The following is an 18,945-nucleotide window of genomic DNA, read 5'->3' as shown; positions in this document are numbered from 1 at the left end:
ACTGGATGAGCCGGGCACTGGCGCTGGCGGGGCAGGCGGCCAGTATTGGAGAAGTGCCGGTTGGAGCAGTTGTGGTTCTTGACGGGCGCGAGGTCGGTGCCGGTTTCAACGCCCCCATTACCGGCTGCGATCCGACAGCGCACGCTGAAATCCGGGCGATCAGAGACGCAGCCGCGCGCGTGGGCAACTACCGTTTATCCGGGGCGACTCTTTATGTAACGCTTGAGCCCTGTACCATGTGCGTGGGAGCCATTGTTCACAGTCGCGTAAGTCGTTTGGTTTACGGTGCCCCTGAGCCAAAAGCGGGTGCTGTGGAGTCGGCGCGGAGGACGCTTGAGGAGCCATACCTTAACTGGAACGTGACAGCTGTTTCAGGCCTCCTCCAGGAGCAGTGTGGCCAGATAATAAGCGATTTTTTCAGTCAGCGCCGTGAAGACCTCCGGCGTCAGCGGAAGCAACTATCAGGGAAGGGGTAAACTTCAGTCATGAAAATACTTGTTACCGGCGGTGCCGGATATATTGGCAGTCATGTAGTGCGTCAGTTGGGCCAGGCCGGTCACGATATTGTGGTTTTCGATAACCTGTCCACTGGGTATCGCTGGGCGGTAACGGCCGGTGAACTGGTGGTCGGGGATCTGGCAGATGAGGCGGCGATTGAGGACCTGTTCTCCGGTCACCGGTTTGAAGCGGTGCTTCATTTCGCTGCGAATATCGTCGTGCCTGAATCCGTCGCCAATCCCCTGAAGTATTACAGCAATAACACCCGCAACACCCTGAACCTCCTCAAAGCCGTCGAGAAACACCGCGTGCCCTACATGGTGTTTTCCTCCACGGCAGCCGTGTATGGCATGCCGGAGCAGACGGTGCTGACCGAGGATCTGCCGCTGGCGCCCATCAATCCGTATGGTGCCTCCAAGATGATGAGCGAGCGGATGATCATGGATCTGGCCGCCGCCTCCAGCCTCCATTATGTCATTCTTCGGTACTTTAACGTGGCTGGCGCCAACCCGGACGGACTGCTCGGCCAGGCCACCCCCGAGGCGACCCATCTGATCAAGGTGGCCTCTGAATGTGTTACTGGCCAACGTGAAGGCATGAGCGTCTTTGGTACCGACTACGACACCCGAGACGGTACCTGCATCCGGGATTATATCCATGTGGAGGATCTGGCCAAGGCGCATGTCATGGCGCTGGATTACATGGCAGATGGTGGTCCTTCGAAGGTCCTGAACTGCGGTTATGGTCGTGGCTTTACGGTGCGGGAAGTGATTGATGTTGTAAAGGCACAGTCCGGTGTCGATTTTCCGGTTACCGAAACCGGCCGGCGTGCGGGCGACCCGGCAGCGTTGATGGCGGATAACACCCTGATCAGGCAAACCCTGGGTTGGCAACCGGATTACGATAATCTGGACACCATTGTTGGAACGGCGCTGGCCTGGGAAGCGATCTGGCAGAGGAAAAAAGCGGGCAACACCCAATAATCTTTTTGTATGTGTATCGGGATTTAACGGATGAAAATTACGATTTTTGGAACCGGTTACGTGGGCCTTGTGACCGGCGCATGCCTTGCGGATGTTGGTCACAACGTTCTGTGCATGGATGTTGATCAGGACAAGATCGAGAAGCTGAAGAACGGCCAGATTCCTATCTACGAGCCGGGCCTCGAAAACATCGTAACGCACACTGTTGACGCTGGACGTCTGTCGTTTACCACGAACGCAGAAGAGGCGGTTCAGCACGGTACCCTCCAGTTTATTGCCGTAGGCACGCCCCCGGACGAGGATGGTTCTGCCGACCTTCAGTACGTGACTGCTGTTGCCCGGTCAATCGGTGAGTACATGGACGACTACAAAGTGGTGGTCGACAAGTCTACTGTGCCGGTGGGCACCGGCGACAAGGTCAGAGCTGCCGTTCGTGCACAGCTTGATCATCGAGGGCTGGAGCTGGACTTTGACGTGGTATCCAACCCGGAATTCCTCAAGGAAGGGGCGGCCATCAATGATTTCATGAAGCCGGACCGGATCGTAGTGGGTACCGACAGTGAGCGAGCCGCGGAACTCCTGCGGGAAGTCTATTACCCGTTCAACCGCAGCCACGACCGGATGATCTTCATGGACCTGAGGTCCGCGGAGCTGACCAAATACGCGGCCAACTCCATGCTGGCCACCAAGATCAGCTTCATGAACGAAATTGCTAACCTGGCCGAGCGGCTGGGGGCGGATATTGAGGCCGTCCGGCGCGGTATCGGTTCCGATCCCCGGATTGGTTACCACTTCATCTATCCGGGTTGCGGTTACGGTGGCTCCTGCTTCCCGAAAGATGTTCAGGCGCTGGCCCGGACGGCCAGTGACTGTGGCTATGACGCGCCACTATTGAGGGCGGTGGAGGCGGTAAACTACGCTCAGAAGCACGTCCTGTTCGACAAGATCAGCCATTATTTTGGTGGTGATCTCAAGGGCAAGGTGGTCGCGCTCTGGGGGCTGGCCTTCAAACCCAACACCGATGACATGCGCGAGGCGTCGTCCCGTACCCTGATGGAAGACCTCTGGAAAGCCGGGGCGGTCGTCCAGGCGTTTGATCCCGAGGCCATGGAAGAGACCCAGCGAATCTACCGAGACCAGTCGGGCCTGACCCTTTGCGGCACCAAGGAGCAGGCGCTCAAGGGCGCGGATGTGCTGGCAATTTGCACTGAATGGAAGGAATTCCGCTCGCCAGATTTCGAATCGATTGCAGCCACGATCCGCGAGCCTGTGGTGTTTGATGGCCGCAACCTTTACGAACCAGAAATGCTTGAGCGTTACGGGATGATCTACTACGCCATTGGTCGTGGTCGTACTCAGTTCCATTCGCAGTAATTAGGGGAGCGATCGTGAACATGCCAGGGGATTTCGAGTTGCATGACCGTCTGAGCGCCGACACCATCAGCCTCGGCTCCAGCTCGTTGTGTGAGATCCGGTTGATGAACGACAGCACCTGGCCTTGGGTGCTGCTGGTGCCGGCCGTTACCGGAATTCGGGAGATCTACCAGATGTCGGCAGATCAGCAGCATCAACTTTTGCGGGAGTCCTCGGCGCTCAGTCAGGCCATGATGGACGTGTTCGGGGGCGACAAGATGAACGTCGCCGCCTTGGGCAACATGGTGCCCCAGCTGCACCTGCATCATATCGTGCGCTTCGAGGGAGACCCGGCCTGGCCAGGCCCGGTATGGGGCAAGCAGGCTCCTGTGCCCTATACCGATCTGGGGCTGGAGCAGGTCAGGAAACAGCTTGGTCCGGTGCTCGAGCAGCTCAAGGCGGGCGTCTAGCGTCCTGAGCGAGACTGGTATTTTGCCAGCGTCTGGGAACCGACCAGAATCATACGTAGCTCCGTTTTCAGCTTGACCTTGAGTTCCTCTCGCTCCTTCGGAGTCGCGTCCAGCGCCTCCGCACCCTGGTTGAACACCAGCGTGACCATCGCCTCGGCCACCAGTTTCGCCTCAGAGAGCGGCTTGTTCTGTTCCTCCGCGATCCGCCGAAGATCATCGGCCAGTTCGGTCACAAAATGATCGATTTCCGCTTTTACCGCTGTTCGAAACGTTGTGGAAACGCCCGTTCGTTCACGCAGCATCAGCCGGAAAAGGTTCGCGTTGTTGCCCAGATACTCCATGAAAGTCTCCACAGACGTTGCAATGGCACTGCCACCGTCCCGGGCAATCCGTTTGCGCGCCTGCCGCATGAGCTGCCGCAGGGCAACGCCTCCTTCGTCCACTAGAGCCAGGCCCAGTTCATCCAGTTCCGAGAAATGTCGATAGAACGAAGTAGGTGCAATACCGGCCTCTCGGGCAACCTCCCTGAGACTAAGGCTGCCAAAGCCCCGATCGGCACTTAACTGAGCCAGGGCTGCATCCATCAGGGCACGCCGTGTCTTCAGTTTCTGCTCCGCTCTGGTGGCCAAGTTCAGGACTCCCTCTGGTGGTAGAAAAGGGAGCATTCTAGCTGGCTGCCAACCCTCAGTCATCCGGCCAAGTGATTTGCGTTCCAGGACGCCTGATTTTCAGAGCCATTGTGTTTATAATGGGCGCCTTTTCCGCTATGGTCGCAACATTTTTTGAGCGGGCACGAACAGCATAGCGCCGGGTGTGGTGAGCTTTTCCGAAACCTTGCGGAGCCATGGATGGCGGAGCAGAGCGTACACGGACGTATTTACAGCGTGTTTCGGAAAAGCTCACCACATTCGGCGCGGCACTTAAAGCACCAAATTTGAACACATTTAACGTAACGGGAACCGGTATGCGCAGTCATTATTGCGGTGGGATCAACGAATCCCACATTGATCAGGAAGTCACACTCTGCGGATGGGTCCACCGTCGCCGAGACCATGGTGGGGTAATCTTCCTGGACCTGCGGGATCGGGATGGCATTTCTCAGGTGGTTGTCGACCCGGACACCCCTGAAAGCTTCGCCCTGGCAGAGAAAGTCCGCAGCGAATTCGTTATCAAAGTCACCGGCCGCGTACGCCGCCGTCCTGCCGGTACCGAGAATAACAACATGCCTACCGGGCAGGTTGAGCTGCTGGGCAAGGAAGTGAGCATCCTGAACGCCGCAGCGACACCGCCGTTCCCGTTGGACGAACACGTCGATGTGGGTGAGGACGTTCGCCTGCGTTACCGGTATGTGGACCTGCGTCGCCCGGAGATGATCAATCGTCTGCGTTTCCGCTCCCGGGTGACCAGCTATATCCGGAACTATCTGGACAGCAACGGCTTCATGGATGTGGAAACCCCCATCCTCACGCGGGCGACCCCGGAAGGCGCCCGGGATTACCTGGTGCCCAGTCGTACCCACGAAGGCTCCTTCTTTGCGCTGCCCCAGTCGCCCCAGTTGTTCAAACAGCTGCTGATGGTGTCTGGCGTTGATCGCTACTACCAGATCGCCAAGTGCTTCCGGGATGAAGACCTGCGCGCGGATCGCCAGCCGGAATTTACCCAGGTAGACATAGAGGCCTCCTTCATCGATGAAGAGATCCTGATGGGCCTGAATGAGGACATGATTCGCTCCCTATTCAAGGATGTGCTGGATGTAGAACTGCCGTCATTCCCGCAAATGCCGTATGCCGAGGCCATGCAGCGTTACGGTAGTGACAAGCCGGACCTGCGTATCCCCCTGGAACTGCTGGATGTCGGTGATCTGGTAGCCGGTGTGGACTTCAAAGTCTTTGCTGGCCCCGCCAAGGATCCCAAAGGTCGTGTTGCAGCCCTGCGCGTGCCGAAAGGTGGTGAACTGACCCGCAAACAGATCGACGATTACACCAAGTTCGTCGGTATCTATGGCGCGAAAGGCCTGGCCTACATAAAGGTCAACGACCTGGCCAAGGGCGTGGAAGGCTTGCAGTCTCCGATCATCAAGTTCCTGGGCGACGATGTGGCCCTGGCGATCATGGAGCGGGTGGGCGCAGAAGACGGCGACATCGTCTTTTTCGGTGCCGACAGGACAACCGTGGTCAACGAAGCCCTGGGTGCGCTGCGTATCAAGGTCGGTCACGATCTGAACATGCTGACCTGTGATTGGGCGCCGCTGTGGGTCGTGGATTTTCCGATGTTCGAGGAAACTCCGGACGGCGGCCTGACTGCGATTCACCATCCGTTCACGGCGCCTTCCTGCAGCCCGGAAGATCTGGCGGCGGATCCGGCCAACGCATTGTCCCGCGCCTACGACATGGTCCTGAATGGTACCGAGCTGGGTGGCGGATCGATCCGTATCCATGATGAAAAAATGCAGGAAACTGTTTTCCGCATCCTGGGTATCGGCGAAGAAGAAGCCCGGGCCAAGTTTGGCTTCCTGCTGGATGCCTTAAAGTTCGGCTGCCCGCCCCATGGTGGCCTGGCCTTCGGTCTGGATCGCCTGGTGATGCTGATGACCGGTGCCACGTCCATTCGTGACGTAATTGCCTTCCCGAAAACCCAGAGCGCTACCTGTCTGATGACTCAGGCCCCGGGCGAAGTGGACGAGAAACAGCTGCGCGAGCTGCATATCCGCCTGCGCAAGCCGGCGAAACCTGTGGAAGGCAACAAGGCTGAGGCTGGTGAGGCAAAGGAGTAAGTCGTGAGCACCGGGCCAGGGCAGTCGCGCTGCGTCCGGGTGGTCAATAGCGCTGCTGCAACCAGACAGAGGCACTGATGTGGCGATAATTCTGGGCGTTGATCCCGGATCGAGAATTACCGGTTACGGCGTCATCCGTGTGGAAGGCCGACACATCGAATACCTCGACAGTGGCTGCATTCGCGTGGGTGAGAAGCCCATGGCCGAGCGCCTGCAGACTATTTTTCAGAGTCTGGCCACGCTGATCGGCGAGTATCGTCCGGAAGAATTTGCCATTGAGCAGGTATTCATGGCGCGCAATCCCGATTCAGCCCTGAAGCTGGGCCAGGCCCGGGGGGCAGCGATTGTCAGTGCTGCCAACAGCGGCCTTGCGGTTCACGAGTATTCCGCCCGGCAGGTCAAACAGGCCGTTGTTGGTAAGGGTGGGGCAGACAAGTCCCAGGTTCAGCATATGGTCCAGGTGCTGCTTGCACTTTCCCGCAAACCCCAGGCGGACGCCGCGGATGCCCTGGCCATTGCGATGTGCCATGCCCACATGAGTCAGAGTATCCTGCGGGTCGCTGGCGGCGCCGGGAAGGTTCGAAGCGGTCGCGTGCGACAACAGTAAACAGCTCACAAGAGCCACAGGAGATACCCCTTGATTGGTCGTATCCGAGGTATTCTGGTTGAAAAGACTCCGGGCCAGGCGCTGGTAGAGTGCGCCGGCCTTGGCTACGAAATAGATATTCCCTACACCACCTTCTTCCATCTGCCTGAAACGGGCGAGGAAGTTACCCTTCACACTCATTTTGCCGTCCGGGAGGATGCCCAGAGTCTGTACGGTTTTGCCTCTCGGCTGGACCGCAATCTGTTTCGCCAGTTGATCAAGGTGAATGGCGTGGGGCCAAAACTGGCCGTGGGCATTCTTTCCGGCCTCGATGCCCAGCAGTTTATCCGCTGCGTGGAAGGCCGGGACTTGACCTCTTTGGTTAAACTGCCCGGGGTCGGCAAGAAGACGGCCGAACGGCTTCTTATTGAAATGACCGACCGGATAGGGCAACTTGAGGGACAATTTGTGCCAACGTCGCCTGAAACGACAGGCTCGGGCCAGGTGGGTGGACGTTCCGTCTCTGGCGCGCCAGCGGCGACAGAGGAGGCGGAAGCCGCTCTGATTTCTCTGGGTTACAAACCTCAGGAAGCGGCCAAGGCCATAAGCAAGGTGGCAGAGGATGGGATGACCAGTGAGGCCTTGATTCGGCTGGCCCTTCGCAACATGATACCGGCTTGATCACCGATACCTGTCGCGAACCTGTAGAGAGCGTAACGTGACACCCTCAAACCCCTTTGTACAATTGGGGCAGCCTGGAACAGCAGGTAGAAGGCGAGGCACGATGTTGATTCCCACACTATGGGTGATGCCATGATCGAATCCGACCGGTTGATTTCGGCCCGGGCCGGTGAATACGAAGAAGTGTATGACAGGGCTATTCGCCCGACCTTGCTGGCCGAATACGTTGGTCAGCCTGCGGTTCGTGAGCAGATGGACATATTTATCTCCGCTGCCCGTGGCCGCCAGGAAGCACTGGACCATGTCCTGATTTTTGGTCCTCCCGGTCTCGGTAAAACCACCCTCGCCAATATCATTGCCAACGAGATGGGGGTGTCCATCAAGACAACCTCGGGCCCGGTTCTGGAGAAGGCCGGGGACTTGGCGGCAATGCTGACCAATCTCGAAGAAGGCGACGTTCTCTTCATCGACGAGATTCACCGCCTCAGCGCTGCCGTAGAAGAAGTGCTGTATCCGGCCATGGAAGACTACCAGCTGGACATCATGATCGGTGAAGGGCCGGCCGCTCGTTCCATCAAGCTGGATCTGCCACCGTTTACACTGGTAGGCGCCACTACGCGGGCGGGTTTGTTGACATCGCCATTGAGGGACCGCTTCGGCATTGTTCAGCGTCTTGAGTTCTACAACACTGAAGATCTCACCAGCATTATCATCCGGTCTGCCCGTCTGTCTTCCGTTTCAATCGATGACGCTGGTGCGTTTGAAATTGCCCGCCGGTCACGGGGCACCCCGCGGATTGCCAACCGTCTGTTGCGTCGGGTCCGCGATTTTGCCGAAGTCCGCGCGGATGGCCGTATCACCTCGGATATCGCCGATCAGGCCCTGAATATGCTGAAGGTTGATAGCCAGGGGTTCGACCATATGGATCGCCGGCTGTTGATGGCGATGATTGAAAAGTTTGATGGTGGTCCGGTGGGGGTCGAGAGCCTCGCAGCGGCCATCAGTGAGGAGCGGGGCACGATCGAAGATGTCCTGGAACCCTTCCTGATTCAGCAGGGCTTCATGTTGCGTACGCCCAGAGGCCGCATGGTCACCTCCAATGCCTACCAGCATTTCGGGGTTGTCCCGCCGAAATCGGGCAGGGAGGATGATCTTTTTGGTTGACCAGGCGGCAGACGCAAGTTTTGGATTACCGGTTCGTGTCTACATTGAAGACACGGATGCCGGCGGCATCGTATTCCATGCCAAATATCTGCATTACATGGAGAGAGCCCGGACCGAGTGGGTGCGCAGTTGTGGCGTCGGGCTGAGAGCGGGTCTTGCCGACAATATCAGCTATGTCGTGCAGAGACTGTCCATCCACTACACCGTGGCGGCGAAGCTTGACGACGAGTTGCTGGTAACCGCGGAGCCGGTGGCCTTCGGCCGGGTGTGGATGGATTTCAGGCAGAGAGTCTTTCGTGCGGCGGACAGGAAACTGCTCTGTGAAGGCGATGTGCGGGTTGCCTGTGTCGCCCTGGACACCGGTCGGCCTCGCCGCCTACCGGACAATATGCAGGAATTGCTGGCCAGAAAGGTCCAGTCTCCTGAAACGACAAACAGAATGAGCCAGGAGTAAGAGGTGGATTCAGAACTATCAGTCTGGTACCTGATTGCAAACGCCAGTGTATTGGTGCAGTTGGTCATGCTTTTGCTGGCCCTGGCATCCATCATGTCCTGGGCGCTTATTTTCCAGCGTATTCAGGTATTCCGAAAAGCCAAGCGGGCGCAGCTAGCGTTTGAAGAGCGTTTCTGGTCCGGCATGGATCTCGGTCAGTTGTACCGGGAGGTGAATGCCGAACCGACACCATTTTCAGGAATGGAGGCGCTGTTCCGGGCCGGCTTCAAGGAATTTTCCCGTCTGCGTCAGCAAAGCCGTGATGCCGATGCGGTCATGGAAGGTACCCAGCGCGCCATGCGTGTTGCCTTCTCCCGCGAACAGGAACGCCTGGAAGCCCATCTTCCGTTTCTGGCAACGGTCGGTTCCACAAGCCCCTATGTCGGTCTGTTCGGGACCGTGTGGGGCATCATGAATTCATTTCGCGGCTTGGCCCAGGTCCAGCAGGCGACTCTGGCAACCGTTGCCCCAGGTATTTCCGAAGCCCTGATTGCAACCGCCATGGGTCTGTTTGCGGCCATTCCGGCGGTTATTGCCTATAACCGCTTCGCGGCTATTTCGGATGTATTGCTGAAGAACTATGACACCTTTGCGGATGAGTTCTCCAGTATTCTTCATCGCCGCGTTCACCAGACTGACAAGGGCGCCGCGTGATGGCCGCACCTTTTACGGGCAGGAGTCAGGGCAGGAGCGATAGCTTATGAAAGGCACGGGAATGATGCCGGAACAGCGGCGAAAGCCAATGTCGGAAATCAACGTGGTTCCGTACATTGACGTGATGCTGGTGCTGCTGATTATTTTTATGGTTACCGCGCCGATGCTGACTCAGGGCGTTAAGGTCGACCTGCCACAGACCACCTCTGATCCGATTCAGGCGGACAAAGACGTCGAGTCGGTGATCGTGTCGGTGGACGCCAACGGTGCCTATTACGTAGAGGTGGGTGATAAGGGCAGCGATCCGATGTCGCTGGCCGAAGTCCGGGAGCAGATCGCCAAGATTCTGTCTCAGCGTTCCTCCAGTGAAATTCTGGTGCGTGGCGATGAATACGTTGAATACGGCACGGTTGTGCGCCTGATGGCGGAATTGCAGGGTGCCGGAGCCAGCAGTATTGGCCTGATTACTGAATCACCCCGGGACAACAAGTGACGCCGGTGCAGGCAGGAGTGTTGTGAGAGATAACCAGCGCGAAGTAACCACAACCGGAGTGCCGCCCTGGAAGTCGCCAGTGATGCTTTCGGTAACGCTCCATGTGCTGATTTTGGGCGTTGCGCTGGCGGGCTGGTCCTGGACCTCGCCGGAACATGAACCGCCGCCCAGAAGCATAGCGGCCCGATTGATCACGCAGCAGGAACCTGAGCCAAGCCCGGTGGTGGATCCTGTTGACCAGCAAAAGCGTGATGATGAGCGCAAGGCTGAGGAGCAGCGGCAGCAGGCAGAAGCGGAGCAGCGTCGTCTGGAAGAGGAAAAGCGACGTATCGCCGAGCAGAAGCGTGAGGAAGAACAGAAGAAGCTTCAGCAGCAAAAGGAACGGGAGCGACAGGAAGCCGAGGCGAAGGAGCGGCAAGCCCGCAAGGCTCGTGAAGAGGAAGCCGCCCGGCAAAAGGCTGAAGCTGAAGCCAAAGAGCGCGAACGTCAGAAAGCCGAGCAAGAAAAGCGCCGACAGGAAGAGGCCAGGCAGAAGGCGGAAGAAGAAAAACGCCGACAGGAAGAACTGAAAAAACAGCAAGAAGCGGAGCGCAAACGGCAGGAAGAGTTGGCGCGCCAGGAAGCGGAGCGTAAGCGTCTTGAGGCGGAACGCAAGCTTCGTGAGCAGCAGCTTGAGGCTCAGGCAGATGCTGCTCGCCAGGCCCGTGAGGAAGAAGCCCGCCGCCAACAGGAGGCTGCTGCCGCAAAGGCCAGAGAGGCGCAGATGCTGTCGGAAAGTGAGAAGTATCAGTCGCTGATCCGGGAACGGCTGAGTCAGGCCTGGTATCCGCCCTCCTCGGCGACAGAGGAGATGACCGCCCGGCTTCAGATTACCCTGTTGCCAACGGGGGAGCTGGCAAGTGTTAAGCTGGTCGGTAGCAGTGGTAACACGGCCTTTGACAACTCAGCTCTTGGCGCGGTGCGCTCGCTGAGCCGTTACCCGATACCAAGCGACCGGGATACGTTTGAACGCTATTTCCGGCAGTTTACGATTGAATTCAACCCTCGCAGGTTGAGATAAGGATACGGATAACACCATGACACAGCGGATTTGGTACAAACCGTCAAGAACACTCCTGGCAGCCATCACTCTTGTATTTGTGATGGTTACCGGTGTGCGAGCGGAACTGTTGATCCGGATCACCGAAGGCGCGGATTCCGCCATACCCGTGTCAGTCGTTCCGTTCGCCGAATCAGGTCAGATGCCGGCAGGCGACACAGTTGCCAGCGTCGTGCAGGCGGACCTCGCCATGAGTGGGGAGTTCCGCACACTTTCGCCTGAGAAAATGCTGAGCCTGCCGTCCAGACGGGAGGAAGTGTATTTCCGGGACTGGCGGCTGCTGGGGCAGCGTTATGTTCTGGTGGGATCGCTGACACGCAATGGCGATCGGGTTCAGGCCCGGTACGAACTTTTTGACGTAAACCGTGAAGAGCGCATTCTCGGGGAAACGGCGGCAGCGCCTGCCTCCAATATGCGCTCCCTGGCCCACCACATCAGCGACAAGGTCTACGAGGCCATTACCGGAGTCCCCGGAGTATTTTCGACTCAGCTTGCCTTCGTGACTCTGGATACCGCCAATGGCAAGCCACGCTACCGTTTGCAGGTCAGCGATGTGGACGGTAAGCGCGCCCGCATCCGGCTGGAAAGCAAGGAACCGATCCTGTCGCCGGCCTGGTCACCGGATGGAAAGAGACTGGCTTATGTCTCCTTCGAAACCGGAAAGCCGGTGATATTCGTGCATGAACTTTCCACGGGCAAACGCACCAAGGTTGCGGATTTTCCCGGACTCAACTCGGCGCCCGCCTGGTCCGATGATGGCAGGTCCCTGTTGATGACCCTTTCCAAGGATGGTAACGCCGAGATTTACCGAATGGACCTGGAGACCAGTCAGCTGACCAAGCTGACCAATCATTGGGCAATTGATACCGAAGCGAACTGGGACGCCAGGGGCGAAGGGATCTTCTTTACTTCCGACCGTTCGGGTGGCCCCCAGATCTATTACATGGCGAAGCCCGGCGCTGAGCCGCGGCGCATTACCTTTGGCAGCCGTTATAACGCCCGCCCGCGGGCCGGTAGCAAGGGAAAATTTGTCTATTACGTGCACCAACGGGACAGGGCGTTTCACATTGCCCGTACAGACCTTGAAACCGGTGAGGAAACCATTCTCACCCGAACGGAGTCTGACGAATCTCCAAGTGTTGCCCCTAACGGAAGAATGCTGATCTATGCAACCGACCAGAATGGCATCAGCGTACTTACCGTCATATCGGCGGACGGTGGAGCAGCGTACAGTCTTCCGGGTTCTGAGGGCGAGGTTCGGGATCCGGTCTGGGGACCTCTGGTTCGCTGATTGCTGAAGCCCGACAGGCTTCGGTAATTGTTCAGGAAAAAACATCAATCAACTGAAAGGAAAAGATTATGAAGTTTTCAGCTCAATCCAAGGCATTTGCACTTTTGCTCTCCGTAGGCCTTTTCGCCGGCTGTAGCTCGACCGGCGGCACCGCGGAAGACGGTCAGTATGGCTCCGATGTAGGGGCTGTGGATCAGGAAGGTGGCTCTACCGTCTATGGCGGTGATGATCAGGGTGGCGTTTCCTCCTCAGCCATGACAGAAGAAGAGCGCATGGCGGCTCGTGAGCAGGCGGAGCGGGAAGCGCTGCGTGAGGTAAGGGTGTTCTATTTCGATTTTGATACCGCGGAAATCAAGCCGGAAGCCCGTGACGTTCTGGTAGCCCACGCCCGCTACCTGGCCAACAATTCGGGCCAGAATGTTCGTCTGGAAGGTCATGCCGACGAGCGTGGCAGCAAGGAATACAACCTGGCCCTCGGTGAGCGTCGCGCTAACGCGGTTGAGCGCTTCCTGATCGTGAATGGAGCTTCACGTGGTCAGCTTGAGACCGTAAGCTATGGCGAAGAAAAGCCGGCAGTGATGGGTTCCAGCGAGAGTGCGTGGGCCCAGAACCGCCGTGTCGAACTCGTATTTGAGTAATCACACAGGAATGTCCATGAGAAAAACACTCATGGCGACAGTGTTGCTCCCGCTTGCCTTCGGGCAGGCGGGGTCAGCGCTGGCGCAATCAGCTCAGGATGCTCAGCGTAGTGGCAATAACAGCCAGGCTACGGCGGAGCTGTTCTACATGATCCAGCAGCTTCAGGGTGAAGTCAGGCGGCTCCAGGGTGAAGTAGAGGAGCAACGGCATCTGATTAACCGCCTGCAGGAACAAGGGCGCGACCGGTATATCGACCTGGATCAGCGTATCCTGGACCTGTCAGAGAAGTTGTCTTCGCAACCAGCTCCTGAGACCTCGGCAGGCTCGAATTCGGCCGCGTCCAGCTCGGCGCCGGCAGTCAAGGAATATCGCCAGCCCGGTCCCGAAGAGCGCAAGGCCTACGAACAGATTCAGGATCTGATCCGCAATCAGAAAAAATACGATGAGGCCATCAGCCGGATTTACGAGTTTATCGATAAGTACCCGGAAGGCGACCTTACCGTAAACGCCTATTACTGGCTGGGCGAAGTTTATCTGGTCAAGCCGCAGCTGGAACAGGCGAAGCAGGCATTCACCATTGTGGCCACCCGGTTTTCTGATCATCGGAAAGCGCCGGATGCACTTTATAAGCTCGGTGTGACGCATGATCGCCTGGGTGAAAAGGCGGAAGCACAGCGCCGTATGAAAATGGTGATCGAAGATTACCCCGCCAGCAGCGCGGCAAACCTGGCAAAGAAGTATCTTGAGTCCGGAAACGTCTGAGACCTCGATACGGGAAAAATGTTGAGAAACCTGAAAAAAAGGGGTTGATCAGCGGCCAAAAATCATTACTATATGCGCCTCGTTTGGGTCGTTAGCTCAGTTGGTAGAGCAGTTGGCTTTTAACCAATTGGTCGAAGGTTCGAATCCTTCACGACCCACCAATTACGAAATACCGGGTGGGATGAATCGTTCGGTATGGATTGAGGCCACAGGCTTTGATCGGCAGTTATGGGTCGTTAGCTCAGTTGGTAGAGCAGTTGGCTTTTAACCAATTGGTCGAAGGTTCGAATCCTTCACGACCCACCAAATAACAGAAACCTCCGGGTTTTTGTGGAAAAAAGAGCCTTCGGGCTCTTTTTTTTTGCGTATACGTTCATACCTAGGTAAACAGGCAACAGGAAAGCCACTTCAAGTTTGTGACACCCCTGTTTCAGAATCATTAAAGCGGGGTTTGAAATGGTATACTTCCCCCGTTAACGCAACACAGAGATGCTGGAATGACACACGCTGAAGACCGTATCCTTGTCCAGGAACACCTGGCCCATGCCGCCGAGCCGAAGCCCCTCAGCGCTAGCGAAAAGGCTGACTTGGAAGCCCGTATTAAGTCCGCCCTGAAAAGGCAGGATGCGGTGCTGGTGGCGCATTACTATACGGATCCGGATATTCAGCGCCTCGCCGAAGAGACCGGCGGCTGTGTCGCCGATTCCCTGGAAATGGCCCGGTTCGGTCATCAGCATCCAGCGTCGACGGTTGTGGTGGCCGGTGTTCGCTTCATGGGGGAGACCGCCAAGATCCTGAACCCTGAGAAGCGAGTGCTGATGCCTACGCTTGAGGCGACGTGCTCGCTGGACATCGGTTGTCCGGAGGATGAGTTCTCGGAGTTCTGTGATCAGCATCCGGATCGTACCGTGGTGGTTTATGCCAACACGTCTGCCGCGGTCAAGGCGAGGGCAGACTGGGTGGTTACCTCAAGCTGTGCCCAGGCCATTGTCGAAGATCTTGATGCCCGCGGCGAAAAGATCCTTTGGGCTCCGGACAAACACCTGGGGCATTATGTCCAGAAGACGACCGGTGCCGATATGTTGCTCTGGGATGGCTCCTGTATCGTCCATGAGGAATTCAAGTACCGTGGTCTCGAAGATCTCAAGGCGCTTTATCCAGATGCGGCAGTACTGGTGCATCCGGAGTCGCCGGATGCAGTTGTGGCAATGGCCGATGTGGTGGGTTCAACGTCCCAGTTGATCCGTGCGGTCCAGACGCTGCCAAATGAAAAGTTCATCGTTGCCACCGACAACGGCATCTTTTATAAGATGCAGCAACTGGCACCAAGCAAGACGCTGATTGAAGCACCAACGGCCGGCAATGGCGCTACCTGTCGTAGCTGCGCCCATTGTCCGTGGATGGCGATGAACGGCCTCGAAAACCTGCTGCACGTATTGGAGCAGGGGGATCAGGAAGTACTTGTGGATCCTGCGCTCAGAGAACGAGCATTGAAGCCACTGCAGCGTATGCTCGATTTCACCGCCAACATGAACCTGAAAGCGGCCGGCAACGCCTGATCAGCTGTTGGCCCGAGCGTGTAACCGGCTGGTGATCTCTGCGAGCCGTTCGGTCACGATCTGTCTCTGGGGTGCGCCAGCGGGCAATTTCTCCTGAGCCTGTCTGAGTTGCCGCTGAGCGGACTCCAGATCGCCCATCAGTACGTCGTATTCGGCGCGTGCCCGGTGAACACCTACGATGTTCCTTGCCATGCCCTCAGCCTCTGCGAGCTTGAGCCAGAGGTCTTCCTGGCCGGGTCGGGTTCGGGTGAGTTGCCTGAGGTATTCGGCCGCCGCGGATCCATTGCCGTCGGCAATTTCCGTTTGGGCGAGGGTGTAGGTAATCGGGTAATTGCCCGGGTTTCTTGCCAAGGCATCCCTGAGGATTGCCCTGGCGTCGTCTGGCCGGTTCTGGGCAAGCCGAACTTCCGCCAGTGACACCTGGAAGGTAATTCGTCCCGGGTTTTTCGCTAGCAGATCATTCAGGATATTGGCGGCTTTTTCATATTGTCGGGCTTCCAGATAGGCAACCGACAAGCCATAGCGGATGGCTTCATTTTGCTGTGTGTCCGGCTTTTCAAGGTAGGCTTCGAAGGTTTCGACGGCGACTTCGGGTGAGGGCGCGTAGTGCACCTGCAGACGGCTGCGCATCAGGTGATATTCCTGCCCGTCCCGGATCTTCTCATCCGGGTATTGCTCGGCCCGGTTGCGGGTGTCTGCCACGCGGCTTTGGGTCAGGGGATGCGTGGACAGGTACTCGGGCAGGCGGTTTCCCTGCATACGGTTTTGGCGCATCATGATTTCGAACATTTCCGGCATGCCGCGAGGGTCCAGACCTGCATTGGCCAGAATGTCCAGGCCGACACGGTCTGCTTCCTGTTCGTGGGCCCGGCTGTAGGCCAGCATATTCTGAGCCGCCAGCGCCTGGGTTCCCGCAATGGCGGCAATTCCTATGTCAGACTGGGTGACAGCCGAGAGCACGATGCCCGCAATCATCCCCGCAAGCGTCAGGGGAGCGCTGGCTTCCTGCTGCTCCATGCGTCTGGCGAAATGCCGCTGACTGAGGTGGGCGAGTTCGTGGGCCAGCACAGACGCAAACTGCTGTTCAGTTGCTGCATTCAGGAAGAGTCCACCGTTAACCCCGACAATGCCTCCGGGCACGGCAAAAGCGTTGATGGCAGGGCTGTCGATCAGTGCGAGAGTCAGGTCCCGGTTCTGAAGTGGGGCAGAGGGCACCAGCCGATAGGTAATGGCACTCAGATAATCATAAACCAGGGGATCGGTGATGCGCGGCGCAGAGCGGCGAATGGACACCATCACCTGCTGGCCGATGTCTGATTCCTGCTGACCCGCGATAAGGCCTCCGCCACTGCCACCAATGCTCGGCAAGCTGCTGTCCTGTGCCTGAACGGTCAGGGAGGTCATCAGCAGCGCAAACGTCAGTGAGATCGCGGTTAGTAATCCTGGGAGTGTCCGAGCTCGGAATTGGTTAACAATCATGTAATGCCGGTTGCCTTTGGTCTGAATCGCCGGTTTGACAGCGGGTTACGGTAAAAAGTTCTGATTCCCGCCTTGAAGAGGATTGTAATGCATTACATTATCACTGTCGGCATAATGCCTGCCTGTTAAATCCGCTTATAGTTACTGTGATGGTGCCTTGTTTGTATGGTTGACCGATACCTTGATGCCTCCGGGCTGCGTTGCCCCATGCCGCTGCTGAAAACCAAACTGGAACTGAATACCATGGCCCCCGGCGAGGAGCTTGAGGTCATTGCGACCGATGCTGGTTCTGCCAGGGACATCCCTGCGTTTTTGCAGCTGTCCCGGCATACACTGATGAGCAGTTCTGAAACCGCCGGGCAGTACCGGTTTGTGATAAAGTGCGGCGGCTAATTTTTCGGAGTTGTAAATGATCAGGACGTTACGCGGTCTCGCGCATAAATATTTCTCGGATGAAGAGGCGGTCATTCTGTTCCTGATTCTGGTAACAGGAACGGTCTTCGTCATCTGGTTTGGTGCCATGTTGGCCCCGGCCATTGCTTCGTTAATCATCGCCTTTATTCTGCAGGGGCTGGTTACCAAGCTTAACAAGCTGGGAATTCCCGAGGCGGTCTCCATCCTTGGGGTGTTCCTGGTGTTCCTTGGCGTGCTTGTCGGTTTCCTGTTTGGCCTGCTGCCGTTGATCTGGGCCCAGCTCAGTGCGCTCGCTGGCGAGGCGCCACGGATTATCCGCGAACTGCAGTCCTACCTTGAGTTGTTGCCGGAGCAATACCCTCATCTAATTTCAGCTGAGGCTGTCGGTACGGTTTATCAGCAGGTCAGCACCGAAGTGGGTCAGTTCACTCAATGGCTGGTGTCCTTTTCGCTGTCCAGTATCCCGGATCTGGTGGCATTACTGATCTACATGGTGCTGGTACCCATCCTGGTGTTTTTCTTCCTGAAAGACCGGGAGGTGCTTCTTGGCGCGATCGCCAAATTGCTCCCGCCGCAGCGCCCGATGATGCTGACCATCTGGCACGAGGTAAACCTGCAGTGTGCTAATTATGTCCGCGGCAAGGCATTGGAGATTCTCATTGTCGGCGGCGCAACCTATATTGCCTTCAAGCTGCTGGGCATGCCGTATGCGGCATTGCTATCTTTGCTGGTTGGTCTGAGTGTGGTAATTCCCTACATCGGGGCGGCAGTGGTAACTATTCCCGTGGCGGTGATTGCGCTGTTTGCCTTCGGCTGGGGCAGCCACTTTATCTGGGTGATGGCCATTTACGGTATTATCCAGGCTCTGGACGGCAATGTGCTGGTCCCGGTGCTGTTTTCGGAGGTGAACAATTTGCATCCGGTCGCTATCATTGTCGCAGTTCTCTTTTTTGGGGGCATCTGGGGTCTGTGGGGCGTCTTCTTTGCCATTCCGCTCGCCACCATGCTCAAGGCCGTGTTTTCCGCCTGGCCGGTGAAGGACTCCCTTCCTCCGCCGGATCCCGGAAAGGTCTGAAAGGCGCTTACAGCGCCTTCACAGCCTCCAGCACCTCCTCCGCGTGGCCCTTCACCTTGACGCCGCGCCATTCAGCTCTCAGCACACCTTCCTGATCGATCAGGAAGGTGCTGCGGTCAATCCCCATATATTCCTTGCCATACAGCTTTTTGAGTTTGATGACATCAAAGAGTTTGCACAACGTCTCGTCCTTATCGGAAATCAGGTGGAAAGGAAACTCATGCTTTGCCCTGAAGTTCTCGTGTGCTTTCAGACCATCCCGTGACACCCCAAGGATCTCGGTGTCCAGTTCTTCAAACTGTTTCATCCGGTCCCGGAAGTCCTCGCCTTCGGTGGTACAGCCGGGCGTGTTGTCTTTCGGGTAAAAATAAATAACGACATTCCGGCCTCTGAGATCGTCCAGGCGAATGGTCTGGTCGCCCGTCGCGGCGGCTTCAAAATCCGGAACAGGTTTGTTTAACTCGACGGATGGCATGACA

General features: G+C 57.3%; 21 protein-coding genes and 2 tRNA genes. 20 read left to right on the top strand and 3 right to left on the bottom strand.

The features are described 5' to 3' along the window. Positions 1-5: 5 nt before the first annotated feature. Genes tadA through ACN0XM_RS10555 form a run of 4 tightly spaced genes read left to right on the top strand, consistent with a single transcriptional unit; the run spans position 6 to position 3,304 of the window. A complete protein-coding gene (gene tadA / locus ACN0XM_RS10570) occupies positions 6-476 on the top strand; it encodes a tRNA adenosine(34) deaminase TadA (protein WP_417566897.1) in 471 nt (156 codons plus the stop codon). Positions 477-485: 9 nt separating this feature from the next. After that, complete coding sequence (galE, locus tag ACN0XM_RS10565; protein WP_417566896.1) at positions 486-1,481, top strand: UDP-glucose 4-epimerase GalE; 996 nt, start codon at positions 486-488, stop codon at positions 1,479-1,481. A 30-nt stretch (positions 1,482-1,511) separates the two neighbouring features. Continuing rightward, positions 1,512-2,855, top strand: a complete 1,344-nt coding sequence (locus ACN0XM_RS10560) for a UDP-glucose dehydrogenase family protein (protein ID WP_417566895.1) — start codon at positions 1,512-1,514, stop codon at positions 2,853-2,855. Positions 2,856-2,875: 20 nt separating this feature from the next. Continuing rightward, positions 2,876-3,304 carry an HIT domain-containing protein gene (locus tag ACN0XM_RS10555; protein WP_417566894.1) on the top strand — a complete coding sequence of 143 codons (429 nt, stop codon included), beginning with the start codon at positions 2,876-2,878 and terminating at the stop codon, positions 3,302-3,304. On the opposite strand, the gene fabR is transcribed toward ACN0XM_RS10555, so the two are convergent. Next, the gene (gene fabR, locus ACN0XM_RS10550; protein ID WP_417566893.1) at positions 3,301-3,933 is read right to left on the bottom strand and encodes an HTH-type transcriptional repressor FabR; all 633 of its coding nucleotides are present in this window, start codon (positions 3,931-3,933) and stop codon (positions 3,301-3,303) included. The genes ACN0XM_RS10555 and fabR overlap by 4 nt on opposite strands. A gap of 335 nt (positions 3,934-4,268) precedes the next feature. Here fabR and aspS point away from each other — a divergent pair, with 335 nt between their 5' ends. From aspS to nadA, 14 genes are all read left to right on the top strand, one after another. After that, on the top strand, positions 4,269-6,077 hold the full coding sequence (gene aspS / locus ACN0XM_RS10545; protein WP_417566892.1) for an aspartate--tRNA ligase: 1,809 nt from the start codon (positions 4,269-4,271) through the stop codon (positions 6,075-6,077). Positions 6,078-6,156: 79 nt separating this feature from the next. After that, on the top strand, positions 6,157-6,684 hold the full coding sequence (ruvC, locus tag ACN0XM_RS10540) for a crossover junction endodeoxyribonuclease RuvC (protein WP_417566891.1): 528 nt from the start codon (positions 6,157-6,159) through the stop codon (positions 6,682-6,684). Between the two features lie 30 nt (positions 6,685-6,714). Continuing rightward, positions 6,715-7,344 (top strand): Holliday junction branch migration protein RuvA, encoded by a 630-nt coding sequence (ruvA, locus tag ACN0XM_RS10535; protein ID WP_417566890.1) that lies wholly within the window; start codon positions 6,715-6,717, stop codon positions 7,342-7,344. A 132-nt stretch (positions 7,345-7,476) separates the two neighbouring features. Beyond that, the gene (ruvB, locus tag ACN0XM_RS10530) at positions 7,477-8,508 is read left to right on the top strand and encodes a Holliday junction branch migration DNA helicase RuvB (RefSeq protein WP_417566889.1); all 1,032 of its coding nucleotides are present in this window, start codon (positions 7,477-7,479) and stop codon (positions 8,506-8,508) included. Beyond that, positions 8,492-8,962, top strand: a complete 471-nt coding sequence (locus ACN0XM_RS10525; RefSeq protein WP_417566888.1) for a YbgC/FadM family acyl-CoA thioesterase — start codon at positions 8,492-8,494, stop codon at positions 8,960-8,962. Before ruvB ends, ACN0XM_RS10525 begins: the two co-directional genes overlap by 17 nt. A gap of 3 nt (positions 8,963-8,965) precedes the next feature. After that, a complete protein-coding gene (gene tolQ / locus ACN0XM_RS10520; RefSeq protein WP_417566887.1) occupies positions 8,966-9,655 on the top strand; it encodes a protein TolQ in 690 nt (229 codons plus the stop codon). A 46-nt stretch (positions 9,656-9,701) separates the two neighbouring features. After that, positions 9,702-10,148 (top strand): protein TolR, encoded by a 447-nt coding sequence (gene tolR / locus ACN0XM_RS10515; RefSeq protein ID WP_417566886.1) that lies wholly within the window; start codon positions 9,702-9,704, stop codon positions 10,146-10,148. A 79-nt stretch (positions 10,149-10,227) separates the two neighbouring features. Next, positions 10,228-11,208, top strand: coding sequence for a cell envelope integrity protein TolA (gene tolA, locus ACN0XM_RS10510; RefSeq protein WP_417567086.1), 981 nt, complete (start codon positions 10,228-10,230; stop codon positions 11,206-11,208). Positions 11,209-11,224: 16 nt separating this feature from the next. Next, the gene (gene tolB, locus ACN0XM_RS10505; protein ID WP_417566885.1) at positions 11,225-12,538 is read left to right on the top strand and encodes a Tol-Pal system beta propeller repeat protein TolB; all 1,314 of its coding nucleotides are present in this window, start codon (positions 11,225-11,227) and stop codon (positions 12,536-12,538) included. Positions 12,539-12,606: 68 nt separating this feature from the next. Then, complete coding sequence (pal, locus tag ACN0XM_RS10500) at positions 12,607-13,176, top strand: peptidoglycan-associated lipoprotein Pal (protein WP_417566884.1); 570 nt, start codon at positions 12,607-12,609, stop codon at positions 13,174-13,176. Between the two features lie 16 nt (positions 13,177-13,192). Continuing rightward, on the top strand, positions 13,193-13,939 hold the full coding sequence (gene ybgF, locus ACN0XM_RS10495; RefSeq protein WP_417566883.1) for a tol-pal system protein YbgF: 747 nt from the start codon (positions 13,193-13,195) through the stop codon (positions 13,937-13,939). An 85-nt stretch (positions 13,940-14,024) separates the two neighbouring features. Then, a tRNA-Lys gene (locus tag ACN0XM_RS10490) sits at positions 14,025-14,100 on the top strand. 69 nt (positions 14,101-14,169) lie between these two features. After that, positions 14,170-14,245: transfer RNA gene (locus ACN0XM_RS10485), tRNA-Lys, on the top strand. A 191-nt stretch (positions 14,246-14,436) separates the two neighbouring features. Further along, complete coding sequence (nadA, locus tag ACN0XM_RS10480; RefSeq protein ID WP_417566882.1) at positions 14,437-15,498, top strand: quinolinate synthase NadA; 1,062 nt, start codon at positions 14,437-14,439, stop codon at positions 15,496-15,498. Here nadA and ACN0XM_RS10475 read toward each other — a convergent pair whose 3' ends face one another. After that, positions 15,499-16,902, bottom strand: coding sequence for a M48 family metalloprotease (locus ACN0XM_RS10475; RefSeq protein WP_417566881.1), 1,404 nt, complete (start codon positions 16,900-16,902; stop codon positions 15,499-15,501). It abuts the gene before it with no gap. Positions 16,903-17,142: 240 nt separating this feature from the next. Between ACN0XM_RS10475 and ACN0XM_RS10470 the strand changes: the two genes are divergently transcribed. After that, positions 17,143-17,370 carry a sulfurtransferase TusA family protein gene (locus ACN0XM_RS10470; protein WP_417566880.1) on the top strand — a complete coding sequence of 76 codons (228 nt, stop codon included), beginning with the start codon at positions 17,143-17,145 and terminating at the stop codon, positions 17,368-17,370. Positions 17,371-17,386: 16 nt separating this feature from the next. Beyond that, positions 17,387-18,466: an AI-2E family transporter gene (locus ACN0XM_RS10465; protein ID WP_417566879.1), complete on the top strand. Its 1,080-nt coding sequence runs from the start codon at positions 17,387-17,389 to the stop codon at positions 18,464-18,466. A gap of 7 nt (positions 18,467-18,473) precedes the next feature. Here the strand turns inward: ACN0XM_RS10465 and ACN0XM_RS10460 are convergent, their stop codons facing one another. Continuing rightward, positions 18,474-18,941 carry a peroxiredoxin gene (locus tag ACN0XM_RS10460; protein ID WP_417566878.1) on the bottom strand — a complete coding sequence of 156 codons (468 nt, stop codon included), beginning with the start codon at positions 18,939-18,941 and terminating at the stop codon, positions 18,474-18,476. Between the last annotated feature and the right edge of the window lie 4 nt (positions 18,942-18,945).

Source organism: Marinobacter sp., assembly GCF_048269445.1.
In the GTDB taxonomy this organism is placed as follows: Bacteria; Pseudomonadota; Gammaproteobacteria; order Pseudomonadales; family Oleiphilaceae; genus Marinobacter.
Note: the sequence above shows the minus strand (reverse complement) of the source record. Positions and strands in the feature narration are given on the sequence as shown.